The sequence below is a fragment of the Piscinibacter sp. PDB5-1 genome (assembly GCF_056676035.1).
Genome location: NZ_JBWVZL010000001.1, coordinates 1,339,291 through 1,364,958 on the forward strand (window position 1 = coordinate 1,339,291; position 25,668 = coordinate 1,364,958).

At 71.3% G+C, this 25,668-nt stretch carries 21 protein-coding genes, 1 tRNA gene and 1 pseudogene; 9 read left to right on the forward strand and 14 right to left on the reverse strand.

The window, feature by feature from the left end; translation table 11 throughout:
* Nucleotides 1-128 precede the first annotated feature (128 nt).
* The 3 genes from AC1KAT_RS06110 to AC1KAT_RS06120 all read right to left on the reverse strand — a co-directional run bounded on the left by AC1KAT_RS06110 (nt 129) and on the right by AC1KAT_RS06120 (nt 1,224).
* Nucleotides 129-202, reverse strand: a tRNA-Gly gene (locus AC1KAT_RS06110).
* A gap of 231 nt (nt 203-433) precedes the next feature.
* Entirely contained in the window at nt 434-757 is a 324-nt protein-coding gene (locus tag AC1KAT_RS06115) for a hypothetical protein (protein ID WP_480323803.1), read from the reverse strand.
* An 80-nt stretch (nt 758-837) separates the two neighbouring features.
* A complete protein-coding gene (locus tag AC1KAT_RS06120; RefSeq protein WP_480323804.1) occupies nt 838-1,224 on the reverse strand; it encodes a nuclear transport factor 2 family protein in 387 nt (128 codons plus the stop codon).
* Nucleotides 1,225-1,379: 155 nt separating this feature from the next.
* Between AC1KAT_RS06120 and AC1KAT_RS06125 the strand changes: the two genes are divergently transcribed.
* Together AC1KAT_RS06125 and AC1KAT_RS06130 are read left to right on the forward strand one after the other, a co-directional pair.
* Nucleotides 1,380-1,976 carry a DUF6151 family protein gene (locus tag AC1KAT_RS06125; RefSeq protein ID WP_480323805.1) on the forward strand — a complete coding sequence of 199 codons (597 nt, stop codon included), beginning with the start codon at nt 1,380-1,382 and terminating at the stop codon, nt 1,974-1,976.
* Between the two features lie 24 nt (nt 1,977-2,000).
* Nucleotides 2,001-2,309: a hypothetical protein gene (locus tag AC1KAT_RS06130; RefSeq protein ID WP_480323807.1), complete on the forward strand. Its 309-nt coding sequence runs from the start codon at nt 2,001-2,003 to the stop codon at nt 2,307-2,309.
* Nucleotides 2,310-2,318: 9 nt separating this feature from the next.
* Here the strand turns inward: AC1KAT_RS06130 and AC1KAT_RS06135 are convergent, their stop codons facing one another.
* Complete coding sequence (locus AC1KAT_RS06135; protein WP_480323809.1) at nt 2,319-3,515, reverse strand: MFS transporter; 1,197 nt, start codon at nt 3,513-3,515, stop codon at nt 2,319-2,321.
* Nucleotides 3,515-5,470, reverse strand: coding sequence for a TonB-dependent receptor domain-containing protein (locus AC1KAT_RS06140; RefSeq protein ID WP_480323811.1), 1,956 nt, complete (start codon nt 5,468-5,470; stop codon nt 3,515-3,517). The genes AC1KAT_RS06135 and AC1KAT_RS06140 overlap by 1 nt, the downstream gene beginning before the upstream one ends.
* Nucleotides 5,471-5,883: 413 nt before the next feature.
* On the opposite strand from AC1KAT_RS06140, the gene AC1KAT_RS06145 reads away from it, so the two are divergent.
* Genes AC1KAT_RS06145 through AC1KAT_RS06170 form a run of 6 tightly spaced genes read left to right on the forward strand, consistent with a single transcriptional unit; the run spans nt 5,884 to nt 15,276 of the window.
* On the forward strand, nt 5,884-7,101 hold the full coding sequence (locus tag AC1KAT_RS06145; protein WP_480323813.1) for an isochorismate synthase: 1,218 nt from the start codon (nt 5,884-5,886) through the stop codon (nt 7,099-7,101).
* The gene (locus AC1KAT_RS06150; RefSeq protein WP_480323815.1) at nt 7,098-8,795 is read left to right on the forward strand and encodes a (2,3-dihydroxybenzoyl)adenylate synthase; all 1,698 of its coding nucleotides are present in this window, start codon (nt 7,098-7,100) and stop codon (nt 8,793-8,795) included. The genes AC1KAT_RS06145 and AC1KAT_RS06150 overlap by 4 nt, the downstream gene beginning before the upstream one ends.
* A complete protein-coding gene (locus AC1KAT_RS06155) occupies nt 8,792-9,688 on the forward strand; it encodes an isochorismatase family protein (RefSeq protein WP_480323817.1) in 897 nt (298 codons plus the stop codon). The genes AC1KAT_RS06150 and AC1KAT_RS06155 overlap by 4 nt, the downstream gene beginning before the upstream one ends.
* Nucleotides 9,685-13,632 (forward strand): amino acid adenylation domain-containing protein, encoded by a 3,948-nt coding sequence (locus AC1KAT_RS06160; protein ID WP_480323819.1) that lies wholly within the window; start codon nt 9,685-9,687, stop codon nt 13,630-13,632. The genes AC1KAT_RS06155 and AC1KAT_RS06160 overlap by 4 nt, the downstream gene beginning before the upstream one ends.
* A 10-nt stretch (nt 13,633-13,642) precedes the next feature.
* The gene (locus tag AC1KAT_RS06165) at nt 13,643-14,482 is read left to right on the forward strand and encodes a siderophore-interacting protein (protein WP_480323821.1); all 840 of its coding nucleotides are present in this window, start codon (nt 13,643-13,645) and stop codon (nt 14,480-14,482) included.
* Nucleotides 14,479-15,276, forward strand: coding sequence for a 2,3-dihydro-2,3-dihydroxybenzoate dehydrogenase (locus AC1KAT_RS06170; RefSeq protein WP_480323823.1), 798 nt, complete (start codon nt 14,479-14,481; stop codon nt 15,274-15,276). The genes AC1KAT_RS06165 and AC1KAT_RS06170 overlap by 4 nt, the downstream gene beginning before the upstream one ends.
* A gap of 85 nt (nt 15,277-15,361) precedes the next feature.
* Here the strand turns inward: AC1KAT_RS06170 and AC1KAT_RS06175 are convergent, their stop codons facing one another.
* The 6 genes from AC1KAT_RS06175 to AC1KAT_RS06200 all read right to left on the reverse strand — a co-directional run bounded on the left by AC1KAT_RS06175 (nt 15,362) and on the right by AC1KAT_RS06200 (nt 20,840).
* Complete coding sequence (locus AC1KAT_RS06175; RefSeq protein ID WP_480323825.1) at nt 15,362-15,784, reverse strand: HU family DNA-binding protein; 423 nt, start codon at nt 15,782-15,784, stop codon at nt 15,362-15,364.
* 127 nt (nt 15,785-15,911) lie between these two features.
* The gene (locus AC1KAT_RS06180) at nt 15,912-16,625 is read right to left on the reverse strand and encodes a DUF2894 domain-containing protein (protein ID WP_480323827.1); all 714 of its coding nucleotides are present in this window, start codon (nt 16,623-16,625) and stop codon (nt 15,912-15,914) included.
* Nucleotides 16,622-17,260 (reverse strand): OmpA family protein, encoded by a 639-nt coding sequence (locus AC1KAT_RS06185; RefSeq protein WP_480323829.1) that lies wholly within the window; start codon nt 17,258-17,260, stop codon nt 16,622-16,624. The genes AC1KAT_RS06180 and AC1KAT_RS06185 overlap by 4 nt, the downstream gene beginning before the upstream one ends.
* Nucleotides 17,257-19,362 (reverse strand): DUF802 domain-containing protein, encoded by a 2,106-nt coding sequence (locus tag AC1KAT_RS06190; protein ID WP_480323831.1) that lies wholly within the window; start codon nt 19,360-19,362, stop codon nt 17,257-17,259. Before AC1KAT_RS06190 ends, AC1KAT_RS06185 begins: the two co-directional genes overlap by 4 nt.
* Complete coding sequence (locus AC1KAT_RS06195; RefSeq protein ID WP_480323832.1) at nt 19,359-20,015, reverse strand: DUF3348 family protein; 657 nt, start codon at nt 20,013-20,015, stop codon at nt 19,359-19,361. The genes AC1KAT_RS06190 and AC1KAT_RS06195 overlap by 4 nt, the downstream gene beginning before the upstream one ends.
* Before the next feature lie 78 nt (nt 20,016-20,093).
* Nucleotides 20,094-20,840 (reverse strand): hypothetical protein, encoded by a 747-nt coding sequence (locus AC1KAT_RS06200; RefSeq protein WP_480323834.1) that lies wholly within the window; start codon nt 20,838-20,840, stop codon nt 20,094-20,096.
* Between the two features lie 226 nt (nt 20,841-21,066).
* On the opposite strand from AC1KAT_RS06200, the gene AC1KAT_RS06205 reads away from it, so the two are divergent.
* Complete coding sequence (locus tag AC1KAT_RS06205) at nt 21,067-22,158, forward strand: acyltransferase family protein (RefSeq protein ID WP_480323836.1); 1,092 nt, start codon at nt 21,067-21,069, stop codon at nt 22,156-22,158.
* On the opposite strand, the gene lnt is transcribed toward AC1KAT_RS06205, so the two are convergent.
* The 3 genes and pseudogenes from lnt to AC1KAT_RS06220 all read right to left on the reverse strand — a co-directional run.
* A complete protein-coding gene (gene lnt / locus AC1KAT_RS06210; protein ID WP_480323838.1) occupies nt 22,110-24,626 on the reverse strand; it encodes an apolipoprotein N-acyltransferase in 2,517 nt (838 codons plus the stop codon). The two genes, AC1KAT_RS06205 and lnt, sit on opposite strands and share 49 nt — an antisense overlap.
* A complete protein-coding gene (locus tag AC1KAT_RS06215) occupies nt 24,623-25,039 on the reverse strand; it encodes a hypothetical protein (RefSeq protein ID WP_480323840.1) in 417 nt (138 codons plus the stop codon). The genes lnt and AC1KAT_RS06215 overlap by 4 nt, the downstream gene beginning before the upstream one ends.
* 296 nt (nt 25,040-25,335) lie before the next feature.
* Nucleotides 25,336-25,668: pseudogene (locus AC1KAT_RS06220) on the reverse strand (SGNH/GDSL hydrolase family protein); the annotation flags it as partial.

The following is a 25,668-nucleotide window of genomic DNA, read 5'->3' on the forward strand; positions in this document are numbered from 1 at the left end:
AGGGCCCCGCTCAGCGCGGTCTCGCTGCACGGTGCGGGCGTCCCCGCAGCGCACATCCCGGCCGCCCCCTGCGCTTTCAGGGGCACGTACTCGGCCGTTGTGCCGAAGCACACCCGCAATGAGATGGTTGGAGCGGATACCGGGAGTCGAACCCGGGCCTTGACCCTGGCGAGGTCTTGCTCTGCCACTGAGCTACATCCGCTTGTGTGCGAGCACGCCTTGCATCCAGTGGTGCGGGCGGCTCGCGGCAACTTTTTAAAGAGCGATGAGGCGCACTGCACCTCGCGTGTCGCAGGACACGCCGAAGCCGGCTGCCCACCGGCTCGCCTCGGTCAAAGCCGAAGCAATGAATGTGAAAGGTGAAAAACAAAAAGGCCCGGATCCATTTCGGAATCCGGGCCTCGACGTGTGATCGAGTGGAAGGGTGCGCGCGCTATGCGCCTCCCTGGCCCGGATGCACCCAATCCTCGTCACCAAGCGACACGACCGGTCGCAGGCCCTTGGCGGGATGCCGTTCATTCATCGTGCTGGCGGCCGCATGCATGGATTGCGGCTGACCGAAGAGCGACCCCACAACGGCCGCATGCACGAACGCGCACCGACCCGACAGGGGCAGCGAACGGTTGGCGATGTGGCGTTGGGTCTTCACGATGAACTCTTGGGTATGGTGGGTATGAATCAGGTCTTTGCTGCGTCTTTGATTGCAGCGAGGAAGCGGACTGTAAAGAGTCTTCACTTCATCGTCAAGCACGTGCATCAACTTTTTTTGATGGCGGGGATCCACCTGCTGCCGCAACGTGGCAGCAGGTGGACCAGGCCGGCGCCGGCCTGGCCACTTCAATTCGCCACGGGCGTCTCGGTGTGCATCACGCAGCGCCACTGACCGTCTTTTCGGACCCACACGGAAGAGTCGGCCATGTCGTGGTGGATCTCTTCGGAGGTGCCGCGCGGCGACAGGGCCTGGTGCACGCGGTAGGTGAGCACGGCGGTGTCTTCGTTGGGACGCACCACGTTCATGTCGCGCAGGTCGAAAGACTTGACCACCATGCTGCCTTCTTCGGCCATGCGGCGGTAGGTGGCGTGGTCGAACTTCATCGCGCCATGTGAACTGACCATGAGCGCGGGTTCATCCAGCAAGGCGATGGCCGTGTCGGCGTCTTCGTTCACGAGGGCTTGCCAGAACCGGTGTTCGAGGTCCATCAGGGCTTGGGTCGCTGTCTGCATGTCACACTCCTTCGCCATCGGGGGATGCCAATATGCGACCGGCATTTGGCCGGGGCGGTGGGATCACCGCGCACGCGTTTGCCAGCGTTCTCCTACAGGCTGGTGGGCTTGCAGTGCCCTGCCCTTCCGACGCCACGTTGTCACGCAAGGATCGAATGACCCATCGAATTCAATGCCGCTGCGGCGCCTTTCACGGCCTGCTCGGTGAGCCTCAGAAAGCCCTGCGTGGGGTCTGCTACTGCCAGGACTGCCGCGCCTATGCGCGGCACCTTGGAAAGCTCGCCGAAACCCACGATGCAAACGGCGGCGCCGAGTTCGTCGCTGCACATGCCAGGCAGGTGAGCTTCACCGGCGGCGTGCAGCACCTCGCCTGCCTGTCGTTGACACCAACGGGCCTGCTGCGCTGGTACACAGCGTGTTGCAGCACGCCGATCGCCAACACCACACGCGACTGGAAGCTGCCCTACGTGGGGCTGATCCACACGGCGCTCAGGTCTGACAACGCCTCCTTCGAGGCGAACTTCCCGCGCGTTCGCATGCGGGTGAACACGCAAAGCGCCACGCACACGCCACCGGGCATGCCGCTGCGCACGGCGATGGCGCTCGCGGGCTTCATGCCCAGCCTGATGTTCAGCAGGCTCAATGGCTCGTACCGGCAGACGCCCTTTTTCGGCGGCACGGCCGGAACCCCGCGCGTCGTGGTGCGCACGCTCTCGAGCGAAGAGAGAAGCCGTGCCTACGCCCCCGCCTGACTGCGCGAGCCCCCGTCGATCACCATGCTGAAGACAAACCCCACGCCACTCACCGCCGCGCTCGCCGGCATCTTCTCGGCGGCCGTCTGGCCCTGGCTGTGGGCGCGCTTCGCGGGGCCCGGGGCCTCCGGCAGCGTCGAGCTGGTGCTGGGCACGCTGCTGGTCATCGTGCTGCCCGCCCATGCCTTCGTGGTGGGCTTCGGTCGTGCGCCGGCGCAGCGCGAGGGCCGGCTCGACCTGGCGCTGCTGAAGCGCATCGCGGCATGGCTGGGTGCGGCAGTGCTGACGGCTGTGGTCGTCTCTGCCACGCAAGGGCAGCTCGCGCCCCGCTGACCCGGCGGCTCAAGGCGCGGCAGGCAGTTCGCGTTGCGCGAACTCTCGCCGCAGACCCAGCGCGAGGGCCACGCTCACGGCCAAGGCCAGCCAGGCCACCGCAGACATGCCGGCCAACGCGCCGCTGTCGGTCACGCGGACCACCGCTGCAGCCACCAGCGCCGCCGCCGCCATGGCGAGGTCTTGCACCATGCTTTGCAGGGACATGAACCCTGCCCGCTCGTGCGGTGCGGGCACCTGGCTGTTCAGCGCCGCGATCGACACATTGCGCCCGGCATTGCCCGCCATGAAGGCGACGAAGGGCAGCACGAGCGGCCACGCCGCCAAGCCCAGAAAAGGCAGCAGCCCGCAGGCCATGGCGGCGGTGCTGAGGGCCACTGCGACAGCCGGCCCGTATCGATCTGCGCAGCGACCCATCGCCTGCAGCATGACGAGCGCACCCAGACCACCGGCGAGGTAGAGGCGGCCCAGCCCGTCGCGCGGCAGGCCCAGGTTCATGAGGTAGTAGGCGCTGAAGCTCGGGATGACCAGGAACGCGCTGAACTGCGCCGCGGCCTGCAGCACACAGGCACGGCGCACGCGGGGCTGCCGCAATAGCGACCGCCAGCCACTCGCTGGCGAAGGCATGGACGACGCCGTGGGCGACGGCCCCGAGGCACGCGGCAAGCCCCACGCCATCGCCCCCCACAGCAGCGCGCACACAGCCGCCACCGCCGCGAAGGGCCAGCGCCAGTCGCCACGGGCCGACAGTTCCAGGGCCGCCGGCACGCCGGCAATCGCCGCGAGCGAGAAGCCGAGCATCACGCGGCCGATGGCCTGGCCGCGTTGCGTGGGGAGCGTGCGGTCGATGACCATCGCCATGCCAATGGCGACCATCGGGCCACCGATGAAGCCGGTCAGGGCGCGCAGTGCCAGCAGGCTCACGTAGCCCGTGGCGAAGCAGGTGGCCAGCGTGCTCGCGCCAAACAGCGTCAGCAGCACCAGCAGCGCGGGCCGGCGCGCCACGCGGTCGATGAGGCGCACGCTGAGCAGCCCTGACGCGATCGAGCCGACCGTGTAGGCCGCCGACAGCACGCCCAACCGGTCGGCCCCGAAGCCGAGGGCGCGGGCCAGGTCGGGACCCAGCGGCAACACCGCCATGAAGTCGACGATGTAGACGAACTGCAGCACGGCCACCAGGCCGACCACGCGCGCGGCGGGGGCCATCAGAACCGCCAGCTGGCGCTGACTCGGATGTCGCGGCCGGTCTCGGGGAAGCCCGCCACCGTGCCCCAGCGCGGGTGGTACGCGAAGCTGCCTTGCTCGTAGTAGAAGCGGTCGAGCAGGTTCTTCACGGTCAGCGCGAGCGTCACGTCGTCGCGGCCCAGCGGCTGCCATTGCGCGTACACATCGTGCACGGTGTAGCCGGGCTTCTCGGCGGCGCCGGCGGGCACGTGCGTCAGGGCGTCGATGCGGCGGCCGGTCCAGCCAACGGCGAGGTTCATCGACGGGACCTGCCGGTCGAGCTGCAGCACCCAGGTGCGGCCGGTCGAGGTGCCGGTGAGCAGCGATTCGCTGTCGGTCATCGGTTGGCCGTCGAGCTTGGGCTTGGTTTCGGACACACCGACGCTGGCCGACCACCGGGCCGACTGGTAGCCCGCGCTCGCGCTGAAGCCTCGCGCCTTGAGCTGGCCGATGTTGGTGCGGTCGTCGTCGCCGAAGCCGATGTGGTCGTCGATCACCAGTTGGTAGAGGGCGCCGGTGGCATGCCAAGGGCCTTGCGTCCAGGTGGTGCTGAACTCGGTGTTGCGGGCCTTCTCGGGGCGGATGTGCGCGGCGTTGGTCTGGAAGCGCTTGAGGTAGGGCTCGATCACGCCCACGCCGCGCAGCGCGCGCGAATGGCTCAGGCGCAGCGTCAGCGGGTCGACCGGCGTGAAGGCGATGCTCGCGCTGGGCGAGGTGCCGCTCGACTCGTGGCGCTGGCCCGCGGCGTCGGTGTACGCGTAGCGGTCGTGGCGCGCGCCCAGGCCCAGTTGCCACTGCTCGCCGAGGGCGATGTCGTCTTGCAGGTAGACGCCGCGCACGCTGGCTTCTTCGTCGTTGAAGGTCAACGCGGTGATGTCGGCGAAGCCCACGTCGCGGCGGTAGTCCACGCCGTAGCTCAGCTTGTGCTCGCCCAGGCGCGAGACGTTGCCCACGTTGAGGCCCTGGCCGCGCGTGCCGACGTGTTCTTTCACGGCCTTGTCGAGGCCGAGGCGCGCGCTGCTGGTGTTGCTGAACGCGGTGACCCGCAGCTTCACGAGCGGCGTGTCGGGCGACCAGGTGTGGTTGAAGGTCGTCGAGTGGCGCGTGGCGAGCTGCCGCTCGGGCGCGTTGAACGCGGCCGGCAGCAGGTTGGTGCGGCGGGCGCGCGTGCCGTCGTCCTGGCGCGTCTCGTGGCCGATCTCCAGGCGCTGGTCGTCGGTGAACTTCACGCCGATCTTGAAGAAGCCGTCTTTCACCTGCGTGGCGCTGGTGGGCACGGTGTTGCCGATGCCATCGGTGTAGGCGTCGGCGTCGTGGTCGCTGCCGCTCAGCAAGAGGTCGATCTCGGGGGTGAGGCGGCCGAAGACGGTCGCGCTCAGCTTGCTGCCGTCGCTCGCGCTGAAGTGGCTGGCCTTGAGCAAAGCCCCGGCACGTTCACCCGGCCGCAGCAGATCGAGCGCGCTCTTGGTGGTGAAGCGCAAGGCACCTGCAAGGGCACCCGGGCCGGCGGTGGCGGCGCCGGTGCCGGCCTCGATCTCGACGCGCTTGAGCAGGTCGGGTTCGATCATCACCTGCCCCGTGTGGTGGTAGGCCGATTCGGGCTGCGCGGCGCCGTCGATGGTGATGCTGAGCATGCGTTCGCCCAGGCCGCGCACGTAGACCTTCTGCGCGACCGGCACGCCGCCGCTGGCGGTGACTTCGGGCGTCTGCTTGAACAGGTCTTGCACGCCCACGGCCTGCTCGACCTCGATGCGCTTGGCGCGCACCACGGTGTTGGTGTCGGTGCCGCGCGTGGCGGTCACGCGCACGGGGTCGAGCGTCTCGGGCTCACGCGCGTGGGCATGGCCCAAGCCCAGCACGGCGGCCGCCGCCAGGTGGTTCAGCACGAAGCGCAATGGCGTCGCGGCCGAGGTCTTGTTCATGGAGGTTTTTTTCATGGGAAAGCCCGGTGATGACAGGAAGGAAAACCGCTGGACACGCACGCGGGCTGCACGCCGCACGCGCAGCCGGACGGGCGGCGCAGCGGCTGGCAGCACGCGAAAGCAAACGGGGGGCTTCGAGCCAGGGAGGGCGCAGCGCAGCGTCGACGAAAGTCAGCGGCCGGTGCGATCCATGTTGCGCTCGTGGCTATTGCGAATCATTCGCATTGGCATTTACTATAGCCTCGTTTTCGATCCCCGAACAAGCCGTTGAATCGCTTCGAAGCACTCGCCACGAGGTGCGCAGCGACGGTCCGGTCGAGCCTGCCGACGCCACGGCTCGACCTTCGCCTCCGCGGGGACCGGGCCCCTCACGCGGCCCGGTCCCGGGGGTGCTCTTCACACGTCCAACGTCACACCAGGAGGAACCGATGAACGATCGGGTTCGTGACACGTCGCTGCTCGCGCCCCGGGCCAGCGACCTGCTGAGGCTGTACCGCCCGGGTGCCCATGTCTTTGCGTCGCCGCGCTGCAGCCTCATCGCCCAAGGGGTTCACGCCGTCTTGCGCGACACCGCCGAGGCCGGCCTCGCGCCTGCGGCGCGCCGCCTGCTTGCCGAGGTGCAACACGAAGGCCTGGCGCGGCCCGTGCTCGTGGGCGCGGTGCCGTTTCGCAGCGACGCGTGCGCTGAACTGGTGGTGCCCGAGGGTCTGGTCTTCGGCCACGGCGTCGAACCGGGTTCACCCTGCGGCCGGGCCGATGTGTCGCGCCGCAGCGCCGTGCAGGCGCAGCCCCTGCCCAGCCCCGAGGCCTACCGTTGCACCGTGCAGCAGGCGGTCGATTGCATCGACGGCGAGTGCTTCGACAAGGTGGTGCTGTCGCGCTCGCTGCGCGTGGCCACACCGATCGACCGCGCGGCCTTGCTGCGGCGCCTGTTCATGCGCAACCCGGCCGGCTACACCTTCGCGGTCGAGATGGCCGCCGGCGAGGGCCGCATCGGCCGCACGCTGATGGGCGCGAGCCCCGAGCTGCTGCTGTCGCGCCGCGGCACGCGGGTGTGCTCGCACCCGCTGGCGGGCTCCATCGCGCGCTGCGACGACGCGCCGGAAGACGAGCGCCGGGCGCAGGGCCTGCTGCAGTCGCAGAAAGACCTGCGCGAGCACGCCTTCGTCGTCGATGCCGTCGCGCAGGCCTTGCGCCCGCACTGCCGGCGGCTGGTAGTGCCGGCCGCGCCGTCGCTCGTGAAGACCGCGACCATGTGGCACCTGGGCACGCGCATCGAAGGCGAGCTGCAGGCACTCGACACCGGCTCGCTCGACCTCGCGCTGGCCCTGCACCCCACGCCCGCCGTGTGCGGGCACCCGGCGCTGCCCGCGCGGCGCTTCATCGACGACCACGAGGGCTTCGACCGCGGCTTCTTCGCAGGCCTCGTGGGCTGGTGCGACGCCAGCGGCGACGGCGAATGGGCGGTGACGATCCGCTGCGCCGAAGTCGATGAACGTTCGGCCACGCTGTATGCCGGCGCCGGGGTCGTGAAGGGCTCCGACCCGCAGGCCGAACTGGCCGAGACCAGCGCCAAGCTGCGCACCATGCTGCAGGCGATGGCGGTGGAGCTGCCCGAGCCGTGCCTCGTCGAGGTGTCCGCATGAGGCGCGCGACGCAGGCGCCGCCGGGCAGCTTCACGCCCTGGCCGGCCGACGAGGCCGCGCGCTACCGCACGCTCGGCCTGTGGCGCGGCGAACCGCTGTCGCGGCTGCTCGCGCAGTCGGCGCTGCGCCACCGCCATCGCACTGCTCTCGTCTGCGGCGAGCGCCGCTGGACCTACGAGATGCTCGACGAGCGCGCGACGCGCCTGGCCGCCGGGCTGCGTCGCCTGGGCGTGCGTGCGCACGACCGCGTGGTGGTGCAGCTGCCCAACGTGGCCGAGTTCTTCGCGCTGAGCTTTGCGCTGTTCCAGATCGGCGCTTGGCCGGTGTTCGCGCTGCCCGCGCATCGCCGCTCCGAAATCACGCACTTCTGCCGCTTCACGCAAGCGGTGGCGCTGGTCATCGCCGACCACGACGCGGGCTTCGACCCTCGCACGCTGGCGCGCGAGGTGCAGGCCGACGTGCCCAGCCTGCGCCACGTGCTCGTGGTGGGTGACGCGCAAGAGTTCACCGCACTCGACAGCCTCTGCACGCACGATGGCGATGCCGAGGCCGGCGACGGCGACACGCGCTGCGACCCCGTCGAGCCCGACGCGGGCGAGGTGGCCTTCCTGCAGCTGTCGGGTGGCAGCACGGGCCTGCCCAAGCTCATTCCGCGCACCCACGACGACTACTTCTACAGCGTGCGCGAGAGCGCGCGCATCTGCGGGCTCACACCCGACAGCGTGTACCTCTGCGCGCTGCCGGCGGCGCACAACTTCCCGATGAGTTCGCCGGGCACGCTCGGCACCCTGTACGCCGGGGGCTGCGTGGTGCTGGCACGGCGGCCCGCGCCCGAGGTGGCCTTCGCGCTGATCGAGGCCGAGCGCGTGACCCTCACCGCGCTGGTGCCGCCGCTCGCGCTGGTGTGGATGGACGCGGCCCGGCACAGCGCACACGACCTGTCGAGCCTGCAGCTGCTGCAAGTCGGCGGCGCGAAGTTCTCGGCCGAGGCCGCGCGCCGCGTCACGCCCACGCTCGGCTGCCGCTTGCAGCAGGTGTTCGGCATGGCCGAGGGCCTGGTCAACTACACCCGCTTCGACGACCCCGAGGCGCTGGTGATGACGACGCAGGGCCGCGCGATCTCGCCGCACGACGAGGTGCGGGTCGTGGACGACGACGACCAGCCCGTGCCCGAGGGCCAGGTGGGGCACCTGCTCACACGCGGGCCGTACACGATTCGCGGCTACTACCAGGCGCCCGAGCACAACGCGCGGGCCTTCACGCGCGAGGGCTTCTACCGCACCGGCGACCTGGTGCGGCGCCTGCCCAGCGGGCACCTCGTGGTCGAGGGCCGCGCGAAAGACCAGATCAACCGCGGCGGCGACAAGGTGGCCGCCGAAGAGGTCGAGAACCACCTGCTCGCGCACCCGTCGGTGCACGACGCCGCGCTCGTCGCCATGCCCGACGCCTACCTCGGCGAGAAGAGCTGCGCCTTCGTCATCGCACGCGGCGAGCCGCCCCGCGCGCCCGAGTTGCTGGCCTTCCTGCGAGCGCGCGGCATGGCCGCGTTCAAGCTGCCCGACCGCTTCGTGTTCGTGGACCAGTTGCCCCAGACCGGCGTCGGCAAGGTGGACAAGCGCGCGCTGCGCGAACGCCTGCAGGCCACATCGGCCCCCGCCCGACCTTCCCTCACCGAAAGTTTGACCACGCCATGAGCATTCCACGAGTCGATGCCTACCCGATGCCCGAAGCACAGGCCCTGCCGCCCCGCCGCGTGGCCTGGATGCCCGAGCCGCATCGCGCCGTTCTGCTGGTGCACGACATGCAGGAGTACTTCGTCGATTTCTTCGACGCGAACGCCGAACCCGTGCCCACGCTGGTGCGGCACATCCGCGTGCTGCGCGAGGCCTGCGACGCGGCCGGCGTGCCCGTGGTCTACACCGCGCAGCCGCCGCAGCAGTCGCTCGAACAGCGCGGACTGCTGCAGGCCTGGTGGGGGCCCGGCATCACCGCACAGCCCGAACGTGCCGCCGTGCTGGGGGCGCTGAGCCCGCGCCCGCACGACACGGTGCTGACCAAGTGGCGCTACAGCGCGTTCGCGCAGAGCGACCTGCTCGCGCGCATGCAGGCCCAGGGGCGAGACCAGCTCATCGTGTGCGGCGTCTATGCGCACATCGGCTGCATGCTGACCACGGCCGATGCATTCATGAACGACATCCAGCCCTTCTTCGTGGGCGACGCGGTGGCCGACTTCTCGCTCGAAGAACACACGCGCGCCCTGCGCTACGTGTCGCAGCGCTGCGGCGTCGTGCTGCCCACGGTGCAGGTGGTGCACGCGCTGCGGCCCGCCACCACCACCGTGGGCCTGCCTCGCAGCCGCGAGGCCCTGCGCGCAGAGGTCGCCGCCCTGCTCGACGTGCCGCCGCACGCGCTGCGCTTCGACGACGCGCTGCTCGACTGCGGGCTCGATTCGATCCGCCTGATGACGCTGGTCGAGCGCTGGCGCGCCGCGGGCCTGTCGGCGGGCTTCGTCGAGTTGGCCGAAGCGGCAACGCTCGACGCATGGTGGTCGCACCTGCAACCACTCGCACAAGCCGAAGCCGCATGACGATGCCGCGCGCCCTGCCCCTCACCCAGGCGCAGCTCGGCCTGTGGCTGGGCCAGCAGCTCGATCGCTCGAACCCGACCTACTGGACGGCCGAAGCGCTGGCCTTCGACGGCACGCTCGACGTCGCCACGTTCGAACGCGCTGTGCGAGAGGTGATCGACGCCTGCGACACGCTGCACCTGCGCTTCCACCTCGACGGCGACACCGTCTGGCAACAGGTGCAGCACGCACCGTGGGGGCTGCGGCACGTCGACCTGAGCAACACGCCCGACCCGGCGAGGGCCGCGCAGCAGGCGATGGACGCCACGCTGGCACAGCCCGCCGACCTCGCGCACGGACCGCTCTTTCGCACCGTGCTCTACCGGCTCGGGCCGGCGCAGCACCTGTGGTTTCTGGCCGCGCACCACATCGCGCTCGATGGCTTCGGCCACGCGCTGCTGGCCGAGGCCGTGCTGTCGCGCTACCGCAGCCTGCGCTCGGGCGGGGCCGCGCCGCCCGCGCGGCTCGATGGCGAGCTCGGCCCCGTCGTCGATGAAGACCTCGCCTACCTCGCGTCGCCGGCCCATGCACGCGACGCGCAGTTCTGGCACGAACAGCTGCGCACGCGGCCCGCGCCGGTGAGCATCGCCCCCGGGGCGCCCCTGGCCACCACCGTGCGCCGTGCGCGCGGGCAGGTGCCGGCTGCGCGCGTCGAAACCTGGCGCCAGGCAGCGGCCGAGGCGGGTGTGGATGTGTCGGCCTGGCTGGCCGGTGGGGTGGCCGCGTGGCTGCATGCGGCCACCGGCGCACGCGAGCTCACGCTCGGCTGGCCCGTCATGAACCGAATGGGCTCGATCAGCCTGCGGCGCCCGTGCATGCGCATGAACCTCGTGCCGCTGGCTCTGCGTGTGGAGGGCGGCGACTCGTTCGCCACGCTGGCGCAGCAGGCCAGCGAGCGCCTGCGCCGCATGCGGCCGCACCTGCGGCACCGGCACGAAACGCTGCGCCAGGCCTTGCCGACCGGCTCGCGTCTGTTCGGCCCGGTGCTCAACTTCATGCCCTTCGAGCGCCGGCTAGATGCCGGCAGCGGCCTCTTGGTGGGCTCGCAGCCCATCGCCGCCGGCCCGGTCGAAGACCTGTCGATCACGCTCGCGCGGCGCGGTGGCACCCACGGCGACAGCTGGCAGTTCGACCTCGACGCCAACCCGCACGCCTACACGGCCGAGCACCTGGGCCGCTTGCGCGAGGCGCTGCTGGCCTGCCTCGACCAAGGGGCGGCCGCGCCCGAGGCCCGCGTGCCGGCTGCGCCGCCGATGGGACTGCTGTCGGGCGGGCCCTTGCCGCGCGCGGCCGAGCCGGTATTGCAGGCCTTGCAACGCATCGCCCGCCGCTCGCCCGAACGCATCGCACTCGAACACGAGGGCCACACGCTGCGCTATGACGAACTGCTGGCCGCGGTTCAGTCGCTCGCCGGGCGCCTGCACGCGCGCGGCGTGAGTGCCGAGGCACGGGTGGCCGTGCTGCTGCCGCGCTCGATGCAGGCCATCACCAGCCTGCTCGCGGTGCTGTGGGCGGGTGCGGCCTACGTGCCCATCGACCCGGCCAGCCCACCTGCGCGCTGGGCCATGGTGCTCGACGATGCCCAGCCCGTGCTGGTGGTGTCGCTGCGCACGCACGCGCAGGCGCTCGCGCATGACCCGCCCTGCCTGTGCCTCGACGACGACCTGGCATCGCCCGAGGCCGCGCCCCTCGCCGAACCGCTGGCGGTGCGAGAGGACGCGCTGGCTTACGTGATCTACACCTCGGGCTCGACCGGCCGCCCGAACGGCGTGATGGTCGGCCGGTCGGCGCTCGCGCACTTCATCGCGGCGGCCAGCGCGCGCTATGGGCTCACGCCCGACGAGCGCGTGCTGCAGTTCGCGCCGCTGCATTTCGATGCGAGCGTCGAAGAGGTCTTCTTGCCGCTCACGCACGGCGCCACGCTCGTGCTGCGCACCGACGCGATGCTCGAGTCGATGCCCCGTTTCGTGGCCGCCTGCGCGGCGCTGCGCATCAGCTTGCTGGACCTGCCGACCGCGTTCTGGCACGAGCTGGCCCACGCGGTGGGCGAAGGCGCGCTCACGCTGCCGCCCTGCCTGCGGCTGGTGGTCATCGGCGGTGAAGCCGCGCTCGCCGAACGCGTGCGACGCTGGCGTGCCCACGCGCCGCCGCACGTGCGCCTGCTCAACACCTACGGGCCCACCGAAGCCACGGTGATCTGCACCACCGCCTGCTTGAGCGGGCCCGGCGCCATCGCACCCACCGGCGAGGCCGTGCCCATCGGCCAGCCACTGGCCGGCGTGGACGTGGTGGTGGTGGACGAGGCCCTGCGCCCCGTGCCACAAGGCGCGAGCGGCGAGCTGTGCCTGATCGGCCCGGCGCTGGCACAGGGCTACCTCGGCCGACCGGCGCGCACGGCCGAGCGCTTCGTGCACTTGGCGGGTCTGCCCGGCGAGCCCCGCGCCTACCGCACGGGCGACCGCGTGCGCATCGACGCCGAAGGCCAGCTGGTGTACCTCGGTCGGCTCGACGACGAGATGAAGCTCAGCGGCCACCGCATCGACCCGACCGAAATCGAAGCCCTGCTGCTCGGCGTGCCCGGTGTGCGCGACGCGGCGGTGGTCGGCCAGCCGCTGGGCGGCTCGGGCCTGCGCCTGGTGGCCTGGGTCGTGGCCGACGCGCCCCTGCCCGCGGCTCGTCTGCGCGCCCACCTCGCCGAGCGCCTGCCGGCCGTCGCGGTGCCCGCCGCCTTTGCGCCCCTCGAGCGCCTGCCGCTCAACCTCAACGGCAAGATCGACCGCGCCGCACTGCGCGAACGCCCCCTGCCGGCCAGCCCCGACGGCAGCGACATGGCGGGTGCCGACAGCCCGCTCGAGCGCACCGTGCGGCGCGTGTGGCAAGAGGTGCTGGGCCTGACCGAGATGCCTGCAGGGGCCGACTTCTTCGCGCTCGGCGGACGCTCGCTGCATGCGATTCAGGCGGCCAGCCGCCTGGGGCTGGCCCTGCAACGCGAGGTCGCAGTGTCGGCGCTGTACCAGCACCCCACGGCTTCGGCACTGGCCGCGGCGCTCGCACACGAGGCGGCTTCCAACACCGCGCCGATGGCCGCCTCGCCCGACACCGCCTTGGCGCCGATGCTGCGCCTGAACCCCGGCGCGGCCGGCGTGCCGGCGCTCTTTGCGGTCCACCCCGCCGAAGGGCTGGCCTGGTGCTACCTCGGGCTGTCGCGCGCGATGCCGCAGCTGCCGATCTGGGGCTTGCAGGCGCGCGGACTCACGGGCGATCCGCCAGCCCCTTCGTTCGACGAGATGGTGGCCGATGGGGTGCAGCGCGTCCTCGAAACGCAGCCACGCGGCCCCTATCGGCTGGTCGGCTGGTCGTCGGGCGGCGGCCTGGCGCAAGCCATCGCCGCCAGGCTGCAGCAGCGCGGCCACCGGGTCGAGCTGCTGGCCGTGATGGATGCCTACCCCGCCGAAGCCTTTGGCGCGATGCCCGCCCCCGGCCGCGGCGACGCGCTCGAAGCGCTGCTCGATGTGATCGGCGCATCGCGGCTCGACGCTGGCGGCCAGCCCCTGAGCGAGGCTGCCATGTGGGCGCTGCTGAATGCCCCCGGCAGCGCACTCGCCCGCCTGCCCGCCGGCGCGCTCGACCGCCTGGCCGACACCGCGCTGCACACCATGCGCCTGTACCGCGAGGGCCGGCACCCCCGCTTCGACGGCGACCTGCTGTTCTTTCGCGCCACGCAGCGCACACCGCATGCGCCGACGTGGCAGGCGTGGGTGCCGCACATCGCCGGGCGCATCGAAGTCGTCGACATCGACAGCACGCATGCCGCCATGGGGCAAGCCGCCCCGCTGGCCGCCATCGGCCAGGTGCTGGCCGGTCGCCTGCGGCCGTCGCCCGCCCCGAGTTCATCCACCGCCTGAATGCCTTGCCATGAGCCCCGTTCCCCGCACCCCTCCGCGCCTGCTGCGTGTGCGCCGCACGCGCGACCTCGGTCCCACGCTGCGCCGCGTGACGCTCACCGGCGCCGCGCTGCGCGGCTTTCCACCCGCGCACGAAGGCGCGCACATCAAGCTGCTGCTGCCCCGCGACGGCCAGACCAAGCCGGTGCTGCCCTCGCTGGTGTCCGACGTGGTGCTGTGGCCGCCCGCGCACCTGCGCCCCATCGCGCGCACCTACACGGTGGCCGGCCACGACGCCGAGGCGCTGGAGCTCGACGTCGATTTCGTGCTGCATGGCGACGACGGCCCGGCCTCGCGCTGGGCCCGTCACGCGCAGCCCGGTGACGCCATCGGCGTGGCCGGCCCCGGCGGGCCGCCGAGGTGGCAGCCCAGCGCCGACTGGCACTTGCTGGTTGGCGACCTGAGTGCGCTGGCCATGCTCGCCAGCGTGCTCGACGCCTTGCCACGCACGGCCGTGGGCCACGTCTTCGTCGAAATCGCCGACCTGCGCGAGCAGGTGCCGCTGGCCGCGCCGCCCGGGGTGCAGGTGCAGTGGGTGTCGCGCGGGGGCACGCGCGCCGGCTCCAGCACGCGGCTGCTGGGCGCGGTGCAGGCGCTGCCCTGGCGCGCCGGTGCCGTCTCGGTCAGCCTGGCTGGCGAAAGCACGCAGGTGATGGCCGTCCGCGACCACCTGCTGCACGCACGCGGCGTGCCGCGCCATGCGATGTACGCCGTGCCCTACTGGAAAGACCAACACACCGAAGAGGCGTACCACGCCGAGCGCCATCGCCTGATGGACGAGATGGACGAAGTCACCGAGGCCGGCCGATGAACCCGGCCACCGACTTCAGCGGGCGCATCGCCCTCGTGACCGGCGCGGCGCAGGGCATCGGACGCGCCGTCGCGCTGCAGCTCGCGCAACGCGGGGCCACCGTGGCCGCCTTCGACCAGCACGCCGCCGGCCTCGACACGCTGGGCAGCGAGCTGCACGTGCACGCCCCCGCCAGCCGCGTGTGCACGCTCGACCTGCGCGACGGCCACGCCACGCGCCTCGCCGTGCAGGCGGTGCTGCAGCAGCTGGGCCCGATCGACCTGCTCGCCAACGTGGCCGGCGTGCTGCGGCCGGGCGCGGCGCTTGACGACAGCGCCACCGCCGACGCGGCCTGGGCCGACAGCCTGGCGGTCAACACGATGGCGGTGGTGCGCGTGTGCCAGGCGGTGGGCCGGCACATGCGCGAGCGCGGCCGGGGCGCCATCGTCACCGTGGGCTCGAACGCGGCGGCCACACCGCGCCTGGGCATGGCAGCCTATGCAGCGTCGAAGGCGGCCACCGCGCAGTTCATGCGCTGCCTGGCGCTCGAGCTGGCCCCGCAGGGCGTGCGCTGCAATCTCGTCTCGCCCGGCTCGACTGACACCGCCATGCAACACGCGCTGTGGCAGGGCCCCGATGGCGCGGCGCAGGTCATCGCGGGGTCGGCCGCGGGCTATCGCCTGGGCATTCCGCTCGGCCGTCTGGCCAGTGCCGGTGACGTCGCCGAGGCGGTGTGCTTTCTGCTGTCGGACGCCGCCCGTCACATCACCATGCACGACCTGCGGGTGGACGGCGGCGCGACCTTCGACCTGTGAGGCACCTGCCCGGCACCGCGCGCCACCAATGAAAAGGGCCGCTCGAAAGCGGCCCCCGTGTGCAGGTGATGCCTGCCCGGTGCGATTACAGCGCCGCGTCCTTCAGCTTCTTCAGCGAACGGACCTTCAGCTTCACCGACGCCGGCTTGGCGGCGAAGGTGCGCTCTTGCTTGGTGAACGGGTCGATGCCGACACGCTTCTTCTTCGCCGGCACTTGGATCGCGTTGACCTTCAGCAGACCCGGCAGCGTGAACGAGCCGAGGCCCTTCTTGTTCACCGAAGCCAGCATCGTGGCTTCCAGCGCGCCGATCACGGCCTTGACGGCCTTGGGCTCGACTTCGGCCAGACCGGCCAGGTGAGCGATCAGGCTGGTCTTGTTGAAGGCTTCCTTGATCGGCTTGAGCGGAGCGCTCGTCTTCGCGGCGGGACGGGCGGCCTTGGGGGCGGCCTTGGGCGTCTTGGCCGGCGCGGTCTTCACAGACTTAGCGGCTTTCTTTGCAGTTGCCATTTCTCTTCAATCCTTTGATGTGAGTGCGCGATGCGCGGCCGGGATTGTAGGGAGCCCGCGCACGTCTTCGGCAGAAGTTTCTGCGTGCAGGCCCGCAAAAAACTGCACGTGGGCCCTTTTCAGCGGTTCAGGCCTTGCGCGCGTCGCGCGATACGGGGCGGCGCTTGCCTTCGTGCGCGGGTGTGGCGCGCGGTGTGAGCTCGCCCACGCCACTGGCTTGCTCGATGCGTTGCAGCGCGTCGATGTGCGACATGAAGGCGTCGAGGTAGGCCGGCGACAGCTCGTGCATCGTCTGCAGGGCGCGGTTGATGAGGTGCGAGGTGTTCAAGGGCCCGGCCCCCGGCGGCACCTGCGCCAAGGCCTGGCGCAGGCGGGTTTCGACGCGCAGCCGCGACCAGGTGCCCTGGAAGGCGAGCACGGCCTTCAGCGGACGCGGCACGGCGTGGCGCGACAGCGGCGCGCTCAACAGCGCACGCGCGGGCTGCAAGGGGGGCACGGGCTGCGTGGACATGGTCGCCGCCCGCGGGGGCGCCGCGAGGCCCGGCGCAGCCGGTGAGCGCCCGAGCCGGTCGACCAGGCCCGACAAACCGGCCAGTGCGTCGGTGCGCGAGGCCGGCGCAATGGGCGCGGGTGTGCGAGGCGGCGACGCCTCGGCTTCGGCCAGCAGCGCTTCGACACGTTGCACCAGCCGCTCGCGCGCTTCACCGTGTTGCCCGGCGGCGCGGCGCGCCAGGGCTTCGACGATGCCGAAGCGCACCGGGTGGGCCGTGGCCCCGCCGCGTGCGCGCCAGGCGTCGATCGCGGCGATCACGGGCAGCGTCGAAGCGGGCGGCGTGCTCATGCGGGCTTCAAGCGCGGCGTGGGCGCCATCTCGACGCGCCGGTTCAGCGCGCGGCCGGCGGCGTCGGCGTTCGACGCCACCGGCTGCTGCGCACCGAAGGCAGCCGCGAAGACCGCCGAGGCCGGCAGGCCCTCTTCGACGAGCGCGCGGGTGACGGTGAGCGCGCGCTGGGCCGACAGCTCCCAGTTGTCGGCGAACTTCGCGCGGCTGTCGTTGCGCACCTGGCGGTCGTCGGTGAAGCCGCTGACCATGAGCGCCTCGTTGCGCGTGGCGAGGTAGGCCGCCAGCGGCCCGGCCAGGCTCTTGAGCACCTGCCGGCCTTCGGGCTGCAGCTCGGCCGAGTTGAACGCGAACAACACGCTGCCGCTGATGGCGATGCGGCCGTTGTTGAGCGTCACGCGGCCGGCGGCCAGCGGGCCGGCCAGAGCGCGTTCGAGCGCCTCGCGGCGCTGCGCCTCGGCCTGGCGCTGCTGCACTTCGGTCTTCAGTCGCTCGGCCAGGTCGAGCTGCATCGCCACCACGCACACGAGGATCAGCACGAAGGCGCCCAGCAGCCCGGCCATCAGGTCGCCGAAGACGGCCCACACCGTGGCGCCCGACTCGACGCCGTCGTCGAGTTCGTCGTGCGTGCTCATGCCGGCGTGGCCTCGGCAGGTGCCGCGAGGGCGGCCGGGGCGCGGGTCAGCTGCTGCAGGTCTTCGACGATCTGCTTTTGCGAGCCCAGCGTCAGGTCCACGATCTCGCGCGCCTGCGCTACGTAGTAGGCCAGTTGCTCATCGCTGCGCGTCATCGAGTGGCCGAGCGCGGCCTCGATGCGCTGCAGCTGCGCCATCAGTTGCTCGCTCGCGCTGCTGAACAGCTGCACGGCGACGCCGAAGCCTTCGCCCAGGCTGGCCACTTCGGCGGCGCTGCCGGTGACCTGCGCGGCCACCGATTCGAGCGTGCGCGACTCGTGGGCCACGCGCTCGGCGAAGCGCGTGCCGGCGCGGTCGAGCAGGTCGCTCGCGGTGTGCACCAGCGCGTCGATCGCGGCACGCTGTTCGGTGCTGGCGTGGTTCACGGCGTCGAGCAGGCGGCCCAGGGTGTCCATCAGGCGGTTGCGTTCGTCGAGCGCGGCGTTGTCGCGCACCAGGCTGTCGCTCAGCGCACCGCGCAGTTCGCCGATGACCTCGGCCGCGGCGCGCGGGGCTTCAGAGGCCGCCTGCACCAGGCGTTCGATCTCGCCCAGCGTGGCCCGCGCATGCGCTTCGGCTTGCGCGGTGATGGCCTCGGCGGTCTGCGCGAGCGTGGTGCAGATCTGTTGCTGGCGTTCGGCCAGCGCCGTGCCCTCGTGCAGGGCCTGCTGCTGCAGCGTGCGTGTCATCGCGGCCAGACCCTCGTGGAAGGCGGCCATGCGCTGTTGCTCGCGCGTGGCGGCGGCGGCGTCCCACGCGGCCTGCGCTTGCGCCACCTCGCGCAGCAGCGCACTCGCGTGCTGGTCGATGCCGGCCACGGTGGCCGAGGCCGCCTCGCGGGTGTGCTGCGTGAGGGCCTCGTGCTGCTGGCGCTGGTCGGCGAGCACCTGGCCCCACGCGGCGGTCCACGCGTCGGTGCTGCGGTCCATGCGCGAGGCCAGGCCGTCAAGCAAGCTGGCCGAACGCTGTTCGAAGGTGTGCGTGAAGCGCTCCAAGCCGCTGTGCAGGCTCTCGGCGACGGCCGCGCCGTGGCGCTGCTGCTCGGCCAGCGCGGCCTGCCAGCGCATGGCGAGCGCCGTCGTGCTGGCGTCGAGCCGGGCAGTCACGCCGTCGAGCTGCTGCTGCACGGCGCCGGTCAGCGTGGCGTGCACGCTGGCGGCCTCTCTCGCCAGGCCGGCCATCGTGGCCTGCACGGCGGGCTCGATGGCGGCGCCGGCGAGCCGCGCGCTTTCGCTGAGGCTGGCTTTCAGCGACTGGCCCACCGACTCGGCCAGGCCCGCATAAGCCTTTTGCGTGTCACCTTGAAACTGCACCTGGCTGTCGAGCAGACGCTCATGCAGGGCCTGGCCCTGGCGCTCCATCTGCGCGATCAGGCCTTGCAGTTGTGTCACGACGGCGGGCATCACCTCGGCCTGCGCGCGCAAGAGGCGCAGCGACTCTTCGCGCTGGTGGGCTTGAGAGAAGCCGCGCAGCGAGGTGGCGATGCAGCCATCGAGCAGCTGGGCGGTGCGCTGGCGTTCACGCCTCGCCAGCGCCGACATCAGCCCCAGCATGGCCGATGCGGCCACGCCGGCCACCGAGCAGCCGAAGGCCAGGCCCAGGCCTTTGACGGGTGCCGACAGCGATGCGCGGATGGCGTCCACGTCGGTGGCCGTTTCGAGCGCGAGGCCGGTGCCCTTGAGCGTGACCACCATGCCGAGAAAGGTGCCCAGCATGCCCAGCAGCACCAGCAGGCCGGTGAGGTAGGGCGTGAGCGCAGGGCCCGGCAGCGCGACGCGTTCACCTTCGACGCGCAGGCGCACCGCGGGGTGCAGGCTCGGGTGCAACGGCGCCAGCCACGCGGCCAGCGATGCCGGCGGCTCGTTCGTGCTGGCGAGCCGTTGCGCGAGGCCGGTGGTGGCCTGCTGGAAGCGGTGCAGCTCGAGCGCGCCCATCAGGAAGAAGGCACCAATGAGCAGCACCATCGCAAGCGCCAGCGGGTGGCCCGGAAAGTAGCCGGCACCCACCCAGCCGATGGCCAGCAGGCCCACCACGAAGGCGAGGTGATGAAGGGATCGGTTCATGTCGTGTCGTGTGAGCGAAGCGTGTCGAGCAGGCCTCGGGCCGGCAGCAGCCGGTGCGCGAGTTCGGCCTGCAGCAGGTGGTCGCGGTCTTCGCAGAAGGTGTGGAGCCAGGTGGTGTCGTCGCCAGCCGCGCGGCGCATGCGCTCGAAATGCGCCTGCAGCCGCAGCGGCACCAGGCCGAGCAGGCTGCGCTCGCGGGCGGCCAGGGCCTGGTCCATCGCGGCGTCGAGTGCGGCCAGCCGCGCGCCGGCGGGCGAGCGCCGCGAGAGCGCGTCGCGCAGGCGTTGCCGCAGCGCGCCAAGCGCGTCCTGCATGGCCTGTTGCAGGCCGGTGCAGTGGCGGTGTTGGGGGCCGAAGTCGGTGGGGCTCACGGGTTCTCGGGGGCCGGCGGCGATGGCGGCTTGCAAGGCGCTGCGCACGCGCTCGAAGTCGTCCGCCTCGCCGCCGGGGCGACGCGACGACGGCTCGCGCGCGGGTTCGGGCGTGCCGGTGTTCAAGGCGCCCGAGAGCGCGATGGCATCGGTCCAGTTGAGCCATTGGCCCAGGCGCTCGGCGAAGGCCGGACGGCCATCGGCCGGGGGGGCGTCCGCCAGATGGGCCAGGAGGCGGGTGAGTTCCGAGCCGGCGACGTCCGGGGGTGACCCGTTCAGCATGGAAGCCAGTCGAAGACAACGGTAAAGGGCGCGCAGTCTACTACGCAGCCCCCGGCGCCCGGTCGGGGTGGATGGCGCTCAGCGGGTCTCGCGCGGCGGGGTCGCACCGGCCCCGGGCAGCAGCGCCTTGGCGGCTTCGATGCGCAGGGCCAGCGCCACGCGCTCGTCGTTCATCACGCGCAGCAGGAACTGCTGCGGGCTCAGGCCCTGCGCCGACGGGGCTGGACCGGGATCGGCCGGGGCGATCGCTTCGGGCGCTGCGGCGGGCTGCAGCCGCGCCTCGGCCGCGTCGAAGGCCGGCGCCGGGATGCTGGCCAGCCGCGCGAGCAGGTCGGCCTGGCCTTCGGGGCTGGGCACGATGTCGAGCCAGGGCGTGTCGGCGAAGACGGGCGCAAGGTCGGGCGCGACGAAGGCGGACCAGTGGCCGGTCGCGTCTTGCTCGGCCGGCACCCACGGGGCGTGGCGGGGCTCGGGCGAGGCCACCGGCCACAGGCGCAGGCGCGTCGGGGCGAGGTCGGCCAGGTAGCGCGCGCGCAGCAGGTCCAGCACCTCAGCGGCCCGCGCCACCGCGAGGGGCTGCGCGAGCGAGAACCACAGCTGCAGGCCGTCGGTGCCCGACACCGCGATGGCCGGCGCGGGCCATTCGAGATCAAGCTGAACACCGCGCCAAAGCGGCGACAGCACGGCCCAGTCGGCCGGGCGGGCCACCTCGACCACCAGGGCCCGCACCCGCCCCTCGGGGTCGATCAGCGGGGGCATGGCATCGCCGCCGCTGGGCGCTTGGGGCAGGTAGAGGCGATGCAACTCGGACTGCAGTCGGTTCATGGCAAGAGGTGGCCAGTGGGCGGAGCAGGTGAATCTACTGCAGGCCTTCGGCCCGTGGCGCGTGGGGCTGGAGCGCTTCGACAGGCGCGCAGCGTGCGCACCGACCGGCGGGATCACCCCAGGCTGCCCCACCTAAAATCGTCGATTCCGCCTGTCGGGCGGTGGATGAAGCTGCCTCGTCTCGACGGCACCGCGCGCTGGGCCCATGTCCGTCTCGAACTCCCGCATGTTGCACATCGATGCCCTGAAGGCGCTCGCCGCCCAGGCCATCGTCTGGCATCACCTGGCCGCCTACGGCCCCATCGCTGAAACCCTCGACGAGGTCTGGCCCACGCTGATGGGCGTGCTGTACGAACACGCGCGCATGGCGGTGCAGGTGTTCCTGGTGGTGGGCGGGTTTCTCGGCGCGCGCGCGCTGGCGCCCCGGCGTGCGGCTCTGCAAGGCACTGCCGTCGAACTGGGGCAGTTGCTCGTGCGCCGGCACCTGCGGTTGGCCGTGCCCTTTTTCGTGGCGGTGCTGCTGACGCTCGGGTGCTCGGCGCTGGTCGCGCGCTGGTTGCCTGAGCTGGTGCCGACCTCGGTCAGCGCTGCGCAGTTGCTGTCGCATGCGCTGCTGCTGCACGGGGTGCTGGGCCACGAGTCATTGACCGTGGGCGCGTGGTACGTGGCGATCGACCTGCAGCTGTTCGCGCTGCTGCTCGGTCTGCTGTGGTGCGCGCGGCGGTTTTCGCGGGCGCGGGTGCTGGCCCCGGCGTTCGTGCTCGCCACGATGCTGGCGTCGCTGTGGGGGTTCAACCGCATCGAGGCGCTCGACGACTGGGCGCCGTATTTCTTCGGCGCCTACGGCCTGGGCGCGCTGGTGCACTGGTCAAGCCAGAGCCAGTGGCGCGTGCGCTGGCTGACGCTGCTGAGCCTGCTGGTGCTGACGGCCCTGGTGCTCGACTTTCGCGAGCGCATCGCGCTGGCGCTGGCCACGGCCTGGGTGCTGGCGCTGCTGCAATGGCGGCACCAGGATGGCCGGCCGATGCTGCGGCCCGGCCGGGCGGCCAGCTGGGTCGGCCACCTGGGCACGCACTCGTATGCGCTGTTCCTCGTGCACTTCCCGATCTGCCTGCTGGTCAACGCGCTGTTCGAGCACAAGGACCCGACCCACCCCGCGGCCGCTGCCTGGGCGATGGTGGCGGCCTGGCTGCTGAGCAACCTGGCCGCGCTGCCGTTCTACCGCTGGGTCGAGGCGCCGGCCGGTCGGTGGCGAGGCCTCAACCCCGCTCAGTTGCCGGCAACGCGCATCAGCAGCCAGGCCGGCAGGCCGAGATAGAGCAGGGTCAGGCCGACGCGTTCAAGCCAGCGTCGCGCACCGATGGCCCGGGCGGGGCTCACGGCCACGGCCACCAGCGAGCCAGCTTCGACCACGGCCCGCACGGCGGCCGCCGTGAGCAGCACGCCGAAGAACCAGCTCACCCACCACAGGCCAAAACCACCGAGGTAGGCCTTGAGGCCGTACACGCGGTACTCACCCAGCCCGTCGCCGAAGTTGATGATCTGGTGCAGGCGATAAGCCGGGATGGCCAGCACCAGCGAGAGCAGGCCGAACTTGGGCACCGGGTGATTGAGGCGATTGCGCTTCAGGCTCACCAGCAGTCGCACATAGCGCTGCATCACGCGACGTGGCCAAGCGTCCGGTTCCGGGGCGATCACGCTGCCACCGCCCGCCGCCGCGAGCGCGCGGCGCAAGGCACACGGGTTGGCATGCATCAGCTCGTACGAACGCACATCGCCCGACCGCAGCCGCAACGAAGCACCCTGCCCCGGGAGCGGCAGGTGCCAGGGCACCACCGATTCGATCTCGGCCAAGGGCAGGTCCATGCGCTGCCGTCCACGGGTGAACACCAGCGAGCCGGCCTCCAGGGTCGCCCGTGCCGCAAACGCGCGCAGCACCAGCCAGGCCAGCAGCTCGGGCAGCAAGAAGAACGCACCGATCAGCCGCATGTGGCCGAACGAGTTGGTCGTCAACTCGCCCACCAGGAACAGCCCGACCATGGCCAGCAAGCTGCCTCTGGCAAAGACACGCAGCAGACTCGCCACAACGCGCGCAGCCCAGGGCAGCAGCACCACGGTCGCCGGCAGTGCCACCGCATCGGCTTCGGCCTCGTTCACCTCGTCGCCGGGCCCCCAACGGCGCAGCGCCACAACCACGGTGAACAGCACGAGGAAGACCGCCGCCGCGCGGCCCACCCAGTCACCCCAGATCACCATGAGCGTGGCCCGAGGGGGCGCCACCGACACGTCGCCGATGAGCAGCGTGCGCTCGCCCATGCGCGAGTCGGCGATGACGCCACCTTGGGCATCGAAGATGGCGCTGTAGCCATTGGACGTGACGCGGAACTGCGGCAACCGGGTCTCGATGCTGCGAAAGGCCGCGGCCGTGCGGTGCATCTCGGCGCCCAAGGGCACGTCGGTGAACCAGGAATCGTTCGACATGGTCAGCAGCGCCCGAGCGCCCTGGCGCGCGCCTTCGATGGCGAGCCCCGTGTCCACGTCGTCCAGGCAGATCAGCGGCAGCACCGGGATCTCACGCCCGTCGGCCACATACAGCGGAAACACCCGTGCCCCGTTGCCGGGCCGCCAGGTGCCCATCCAGGGCAAGGCCTCGCGCAGCGCGGGTGTGTCGAGCCAGGACGGCACGTACTCGGTGAAGGGAAACAACCGGGTCTTGCGATAAAAGCCCAGCGGGCCACGACCGGGCGCGACGAATGCCGCGGCGTTGTACTCGCCGTCTTCGTCGGTGTCGTAAGTGCCGAAGACGAAGGGCACCTTGGCGGCATGGACCGCCTCGAGAATGGCCAGGTCGAACTCCTGGCCGGCTTCGTTTTTCGGGTGGCGAAAGGTCAGCGGGTACACCGTTTCGGACCACAGCACCGCATCGACCTTCTGCTCTTCGACCGCCGCGCGGGTCATCGCGAAGTGCGTGCCGAGGATCTCGTGCAGCACGGCCTCGTCGCCCTTCTCTTTGCGCAGGCGGTCGTAGCCGACGATGTTCGACTGCACCAGGCCCATGCGCAGCGGCTTGTTGTCTGCCGTCGAAGCGGCCGGGGCGCCTTCGGGCGGCGTGGGTTCGAAGAGGCCCGTGTGGAGCACGGCATACCCGTAAGCGGCCAACACCGCCGGCAGCAGCGCCGTCAGGGCCAAGGGTTTGACCAGAGCGCGCAGGCCGTCGCCGCGACGTGCCCAGGCGGCCACCACGCCCTCATTGGCCAGCAGCAGCAAGAAGGTCAGACCGGCCGTGCCGCCCACGTCGGCCGCCTGGCGCATGAAGGCAGACGGGTAGAGCCCATAACCCAAGGAGTCGCCGAGGATCTTGGGGTACAGCCATTCCGTGGCCACCCAGGCCGAAGCGGCGGCAAGTGCACTCAGCAAGCGGCCATGCCGGCGCGAAGCCAGGTGGCGCACCCACACGAAGGCGATGAACTGCGGCTGGAACAAGGGCGCGGCCACCAGCAGCACCGCCAGACCCACCGCAGACCCTGTCTGCGAATAAGACCCGATGGCGACGCCAAACCAGGCAAAGGCCGCCACCGTGAACCCGACACACAGGGCCCAGCCATGCAGCAGGGCCCCGCGCAGGCTGCGGTTGCCGTCGAGGGCAAGCAACCAGGGCGCCAGGGCCACGAAACCAAGAACCCAGGCGACGCCCCCTCGGGCATACAGACCCAGAAGAAGCGCGCTGACCGAGACACCGGCCAACAGGCGAACGCCGGGCCGGGAAAGAAGTGTGGAGGCAGTCAATTCGTGGGCTTGTCCGCAGCGAGGGCGGCGGGAATCACGATGCGGCGGATGGGCAGCCCGGGCGGCGCCGCCTCGGGCGGCACCACGCGGTTGGCCGGCACCGCGATGGGCCGGCCGGCTGCGTCGTAGACCGGGCGGTCCGGCGCATACATCAGGATGGGTTCGATGGGCTGTCCGTCGTCGGTGGTCTGGTAGTGACGCACGTAGCCGTCGGGCAGCACATAGTCTTCTGGCACCGCAATGCCGACCAGATTCGGGCGGGTGTTGGGTGGGTTGAACGCGCCAATGCCGGTTCGCACACCGGCTTGATGCAATCGATCGATGACTTCGCCCAGCGTCGGGTTCTCGCCGGGGTTGAGGTAGGCGCGCAGGTCGGGCGTCAGGTCGCCATCGCCCTCGGGCGGCTCGCTCATGGCCACGCGCCTGGGGCTGGACGCGGCCAGCGCCGCACTGGCTGCGGCCGTGGGGCGTGCAGGGAGGGCAGACGCACTTTGGGTGCCTGCGGACGCCGAAGGGGTGCTGAGCACCACCCCGGCAGGCGGTTCGTCGGACGGCAGGGTCGCCCAATAGGCCACCCCGCCGGCGACCAGGAGCAAAGCAATGACGAGGTAGCCGAAAGACGGGCCGAACGACCGCCCTTCGACCACCGAAGTGGCCGGTTGTTTGATGTCAACACGACCCCGCGCGTTCATTGCTCAGCTCGCGGCGCTCAAGGAGCGGTCGGGTTGCCAACCGACATGGCCCAGCCGGTGCGCTCGTGGGCGTAGCGGTCCCAGATCGGGCTCTTGCCGTTGGTGAACGACGTGTAGCGCGGCGAAGCCGAGCCCGATGCCGTTCCGGTGAAACCGGTCGATGCGTTGCCACCGGTGTAGGTGGGGTGGATGTCGTCCGACTGGATGTAGTCAATCGTGCTGCTGGCGCTGACACGCTTGAGGTTCGCGTCCTTGATGGTCGAACGCAGCGTCTGCGTGATGCGCGTCACGTAGCTGGCTTCGCTCTCGCCCGGCACGTACTTGATGGCTTCGGAGTCCACGAGGCCGTC

What these genes read in the sequence shown, in the direction of transcription:
- AC1KAT_RS06140 (WP_480323811.1), bottom strand. Translation starts at nt 5,470, where the DNA reads ATGAAAAAAACCTCCATGAACAAGACCTCGGCCGCGACGCCATTGCGC.
- AC1KAT_RS06200 (WP_480323834.1), bottom strand. Translation starts at nt 20,840, where the DNA reads ATGAACCGACTGCAGTCCGAGTTGCATCGCCTCTACCTGCCCCAAGCG.
- AC1KAT_RS06115 (WP_480323803.1), bottom strand. Translation starts at nt 757, where the DNA reads ATGCACGTGCTTGACGATGAAGTGAAGACTCTTTACAGTCCGCTTCCT.
- AC1KAT_RS06170 (WP_480323823.1), top strand. Translation starts at nt 14,479, where the DNA reads ATGAACCCGGCCACCGACTTCAGCGGGCGCATCGCCCTCGTGACCGGC.
- AC1KAT_RS06180 (WP_480323827.1), bottom strand. Translation starts at nt 16,625, where the DNA reads ATGAGCACGCCGCCCGCTTCGACGCTGCCCGTGATCGCCGCGATCGAC.
- AC1KAT_RS06215 (WP_480323840.1), bottom strand. Translation starts at nt 25,039, where the DNA reads ATGAGCGAGCCGCCCGAGGGCGATGGCGACCTGACGCCCGACCTGCGC.
- AC1KAT_RS06150 (WP_480323815.1), top strand. Translation starts at nt 7,098, where the DNA reads ATGAGGCGCGCGACGCAGGCGCCGCCGGGCAGCTTCACGCCCTGGCCG.
- AC1KAT_RS06205 (WP_480323836.1), top strand. Translation starts at nt 21,067, where the DNA reads ATGTTGCACATCGATGCCCTGAAGGCGCTCGCCGCCCAGGCCATCGTC.
- AC1KAT_RS06175 (WP_480323825.1), bottom strand. Translation starts at nt 15,784, where the DNA reads ATGGCAACTGCAAAGAAAGCCGCTAAGTCTGTGAAGACCGCGCCGGCC.
- AC1KAT_RS06145 (WP_480323813.1), top strand. Translation starts at nt 5,884, where the DNA reads ATGAACGATCGGGTTCGTGACACGTCGCTGCTCGCGCCCCGGGCCAGC.
- AC1KAT_RS06125 (WP_480323805.1), top strand. Translation starts at nt 1,380, where the DNA reads ATGACCCATCGAATTCAATGCCGCTGCGGCGCCTTTCACGGCCTGCTC.
- AC1KAT_RS06155 (WP_480323817.1), top strand. Translation starts at nt 8,792, where the DNA reads ATGAGCATTCCACGAGTCGATGCCTACCCGATGCCCGAAGCACAGGCC.
- AC1KAT_RS06130 (WP_480323807.1), top strand. Translation starts at nt 2,001, where the DNA reads ATGCTGAAGACAAACCCCACGCCACTCACCGCCGCGCTCGCCGGCATC.
- AC1KAT_RS06120 (WP_480323804.1), bottom strand. Translation starts at nt 1,224, where the DNA reads ATGCAGACAGCGACCCAAGCCCTGATGGACCTCGAACACCGGTTCTGG.
- AC1KAT_RS06185 (WP_480323829.1), bottom strand. Translation starts at nt 17,260, where the DNA reads ATGAGCACGCACGACGAACTCGACGACGGCGTCGAGTCGGGCGCCACG.
- AC1KAT_RS06165 (WP_480323821.1), top strand. Translation starts at nt 13,643, where the DNA reads ATGAGCCCCGTTCCCCGCACCCCTCCGCGCCTGCTGCGTGTGCGCCGC.
- AC1KAT_RS06190 (WP_480323831.1), bottom strand. Translation starts at nt 19,362, where the DNA reads ATGAACCGATCCCTTCATCACCTCGCCTTCGTGGTGGGCCTGCTGGCC.
- AC1KAT_RS06195 (WP_480323832.1), bottom strand. Translation starts at nt 20,015, where the DNA reads ATGCTGAACGGGTCACCCCCGGACGTCGCCGGCTCGGAACTCACCCGC.
- AC1KAT_RS06160 (WP_480323819.1), top strand. Translation starts at nt 9,685, where the DNA reads ATGACGATGCCGCGCGCCCTGCCCCTCACCCAGGCGCAGCTCGGCCTG.
- AC1KAT_RS06135 (WP_480323809.1), bottom strand. Translation starts at nt 3,515, where the DNA reads ATGGCCCCCGCCGCGCGCGTGGTCGGCCTGGTGGCCGTGCTGCAGTTC.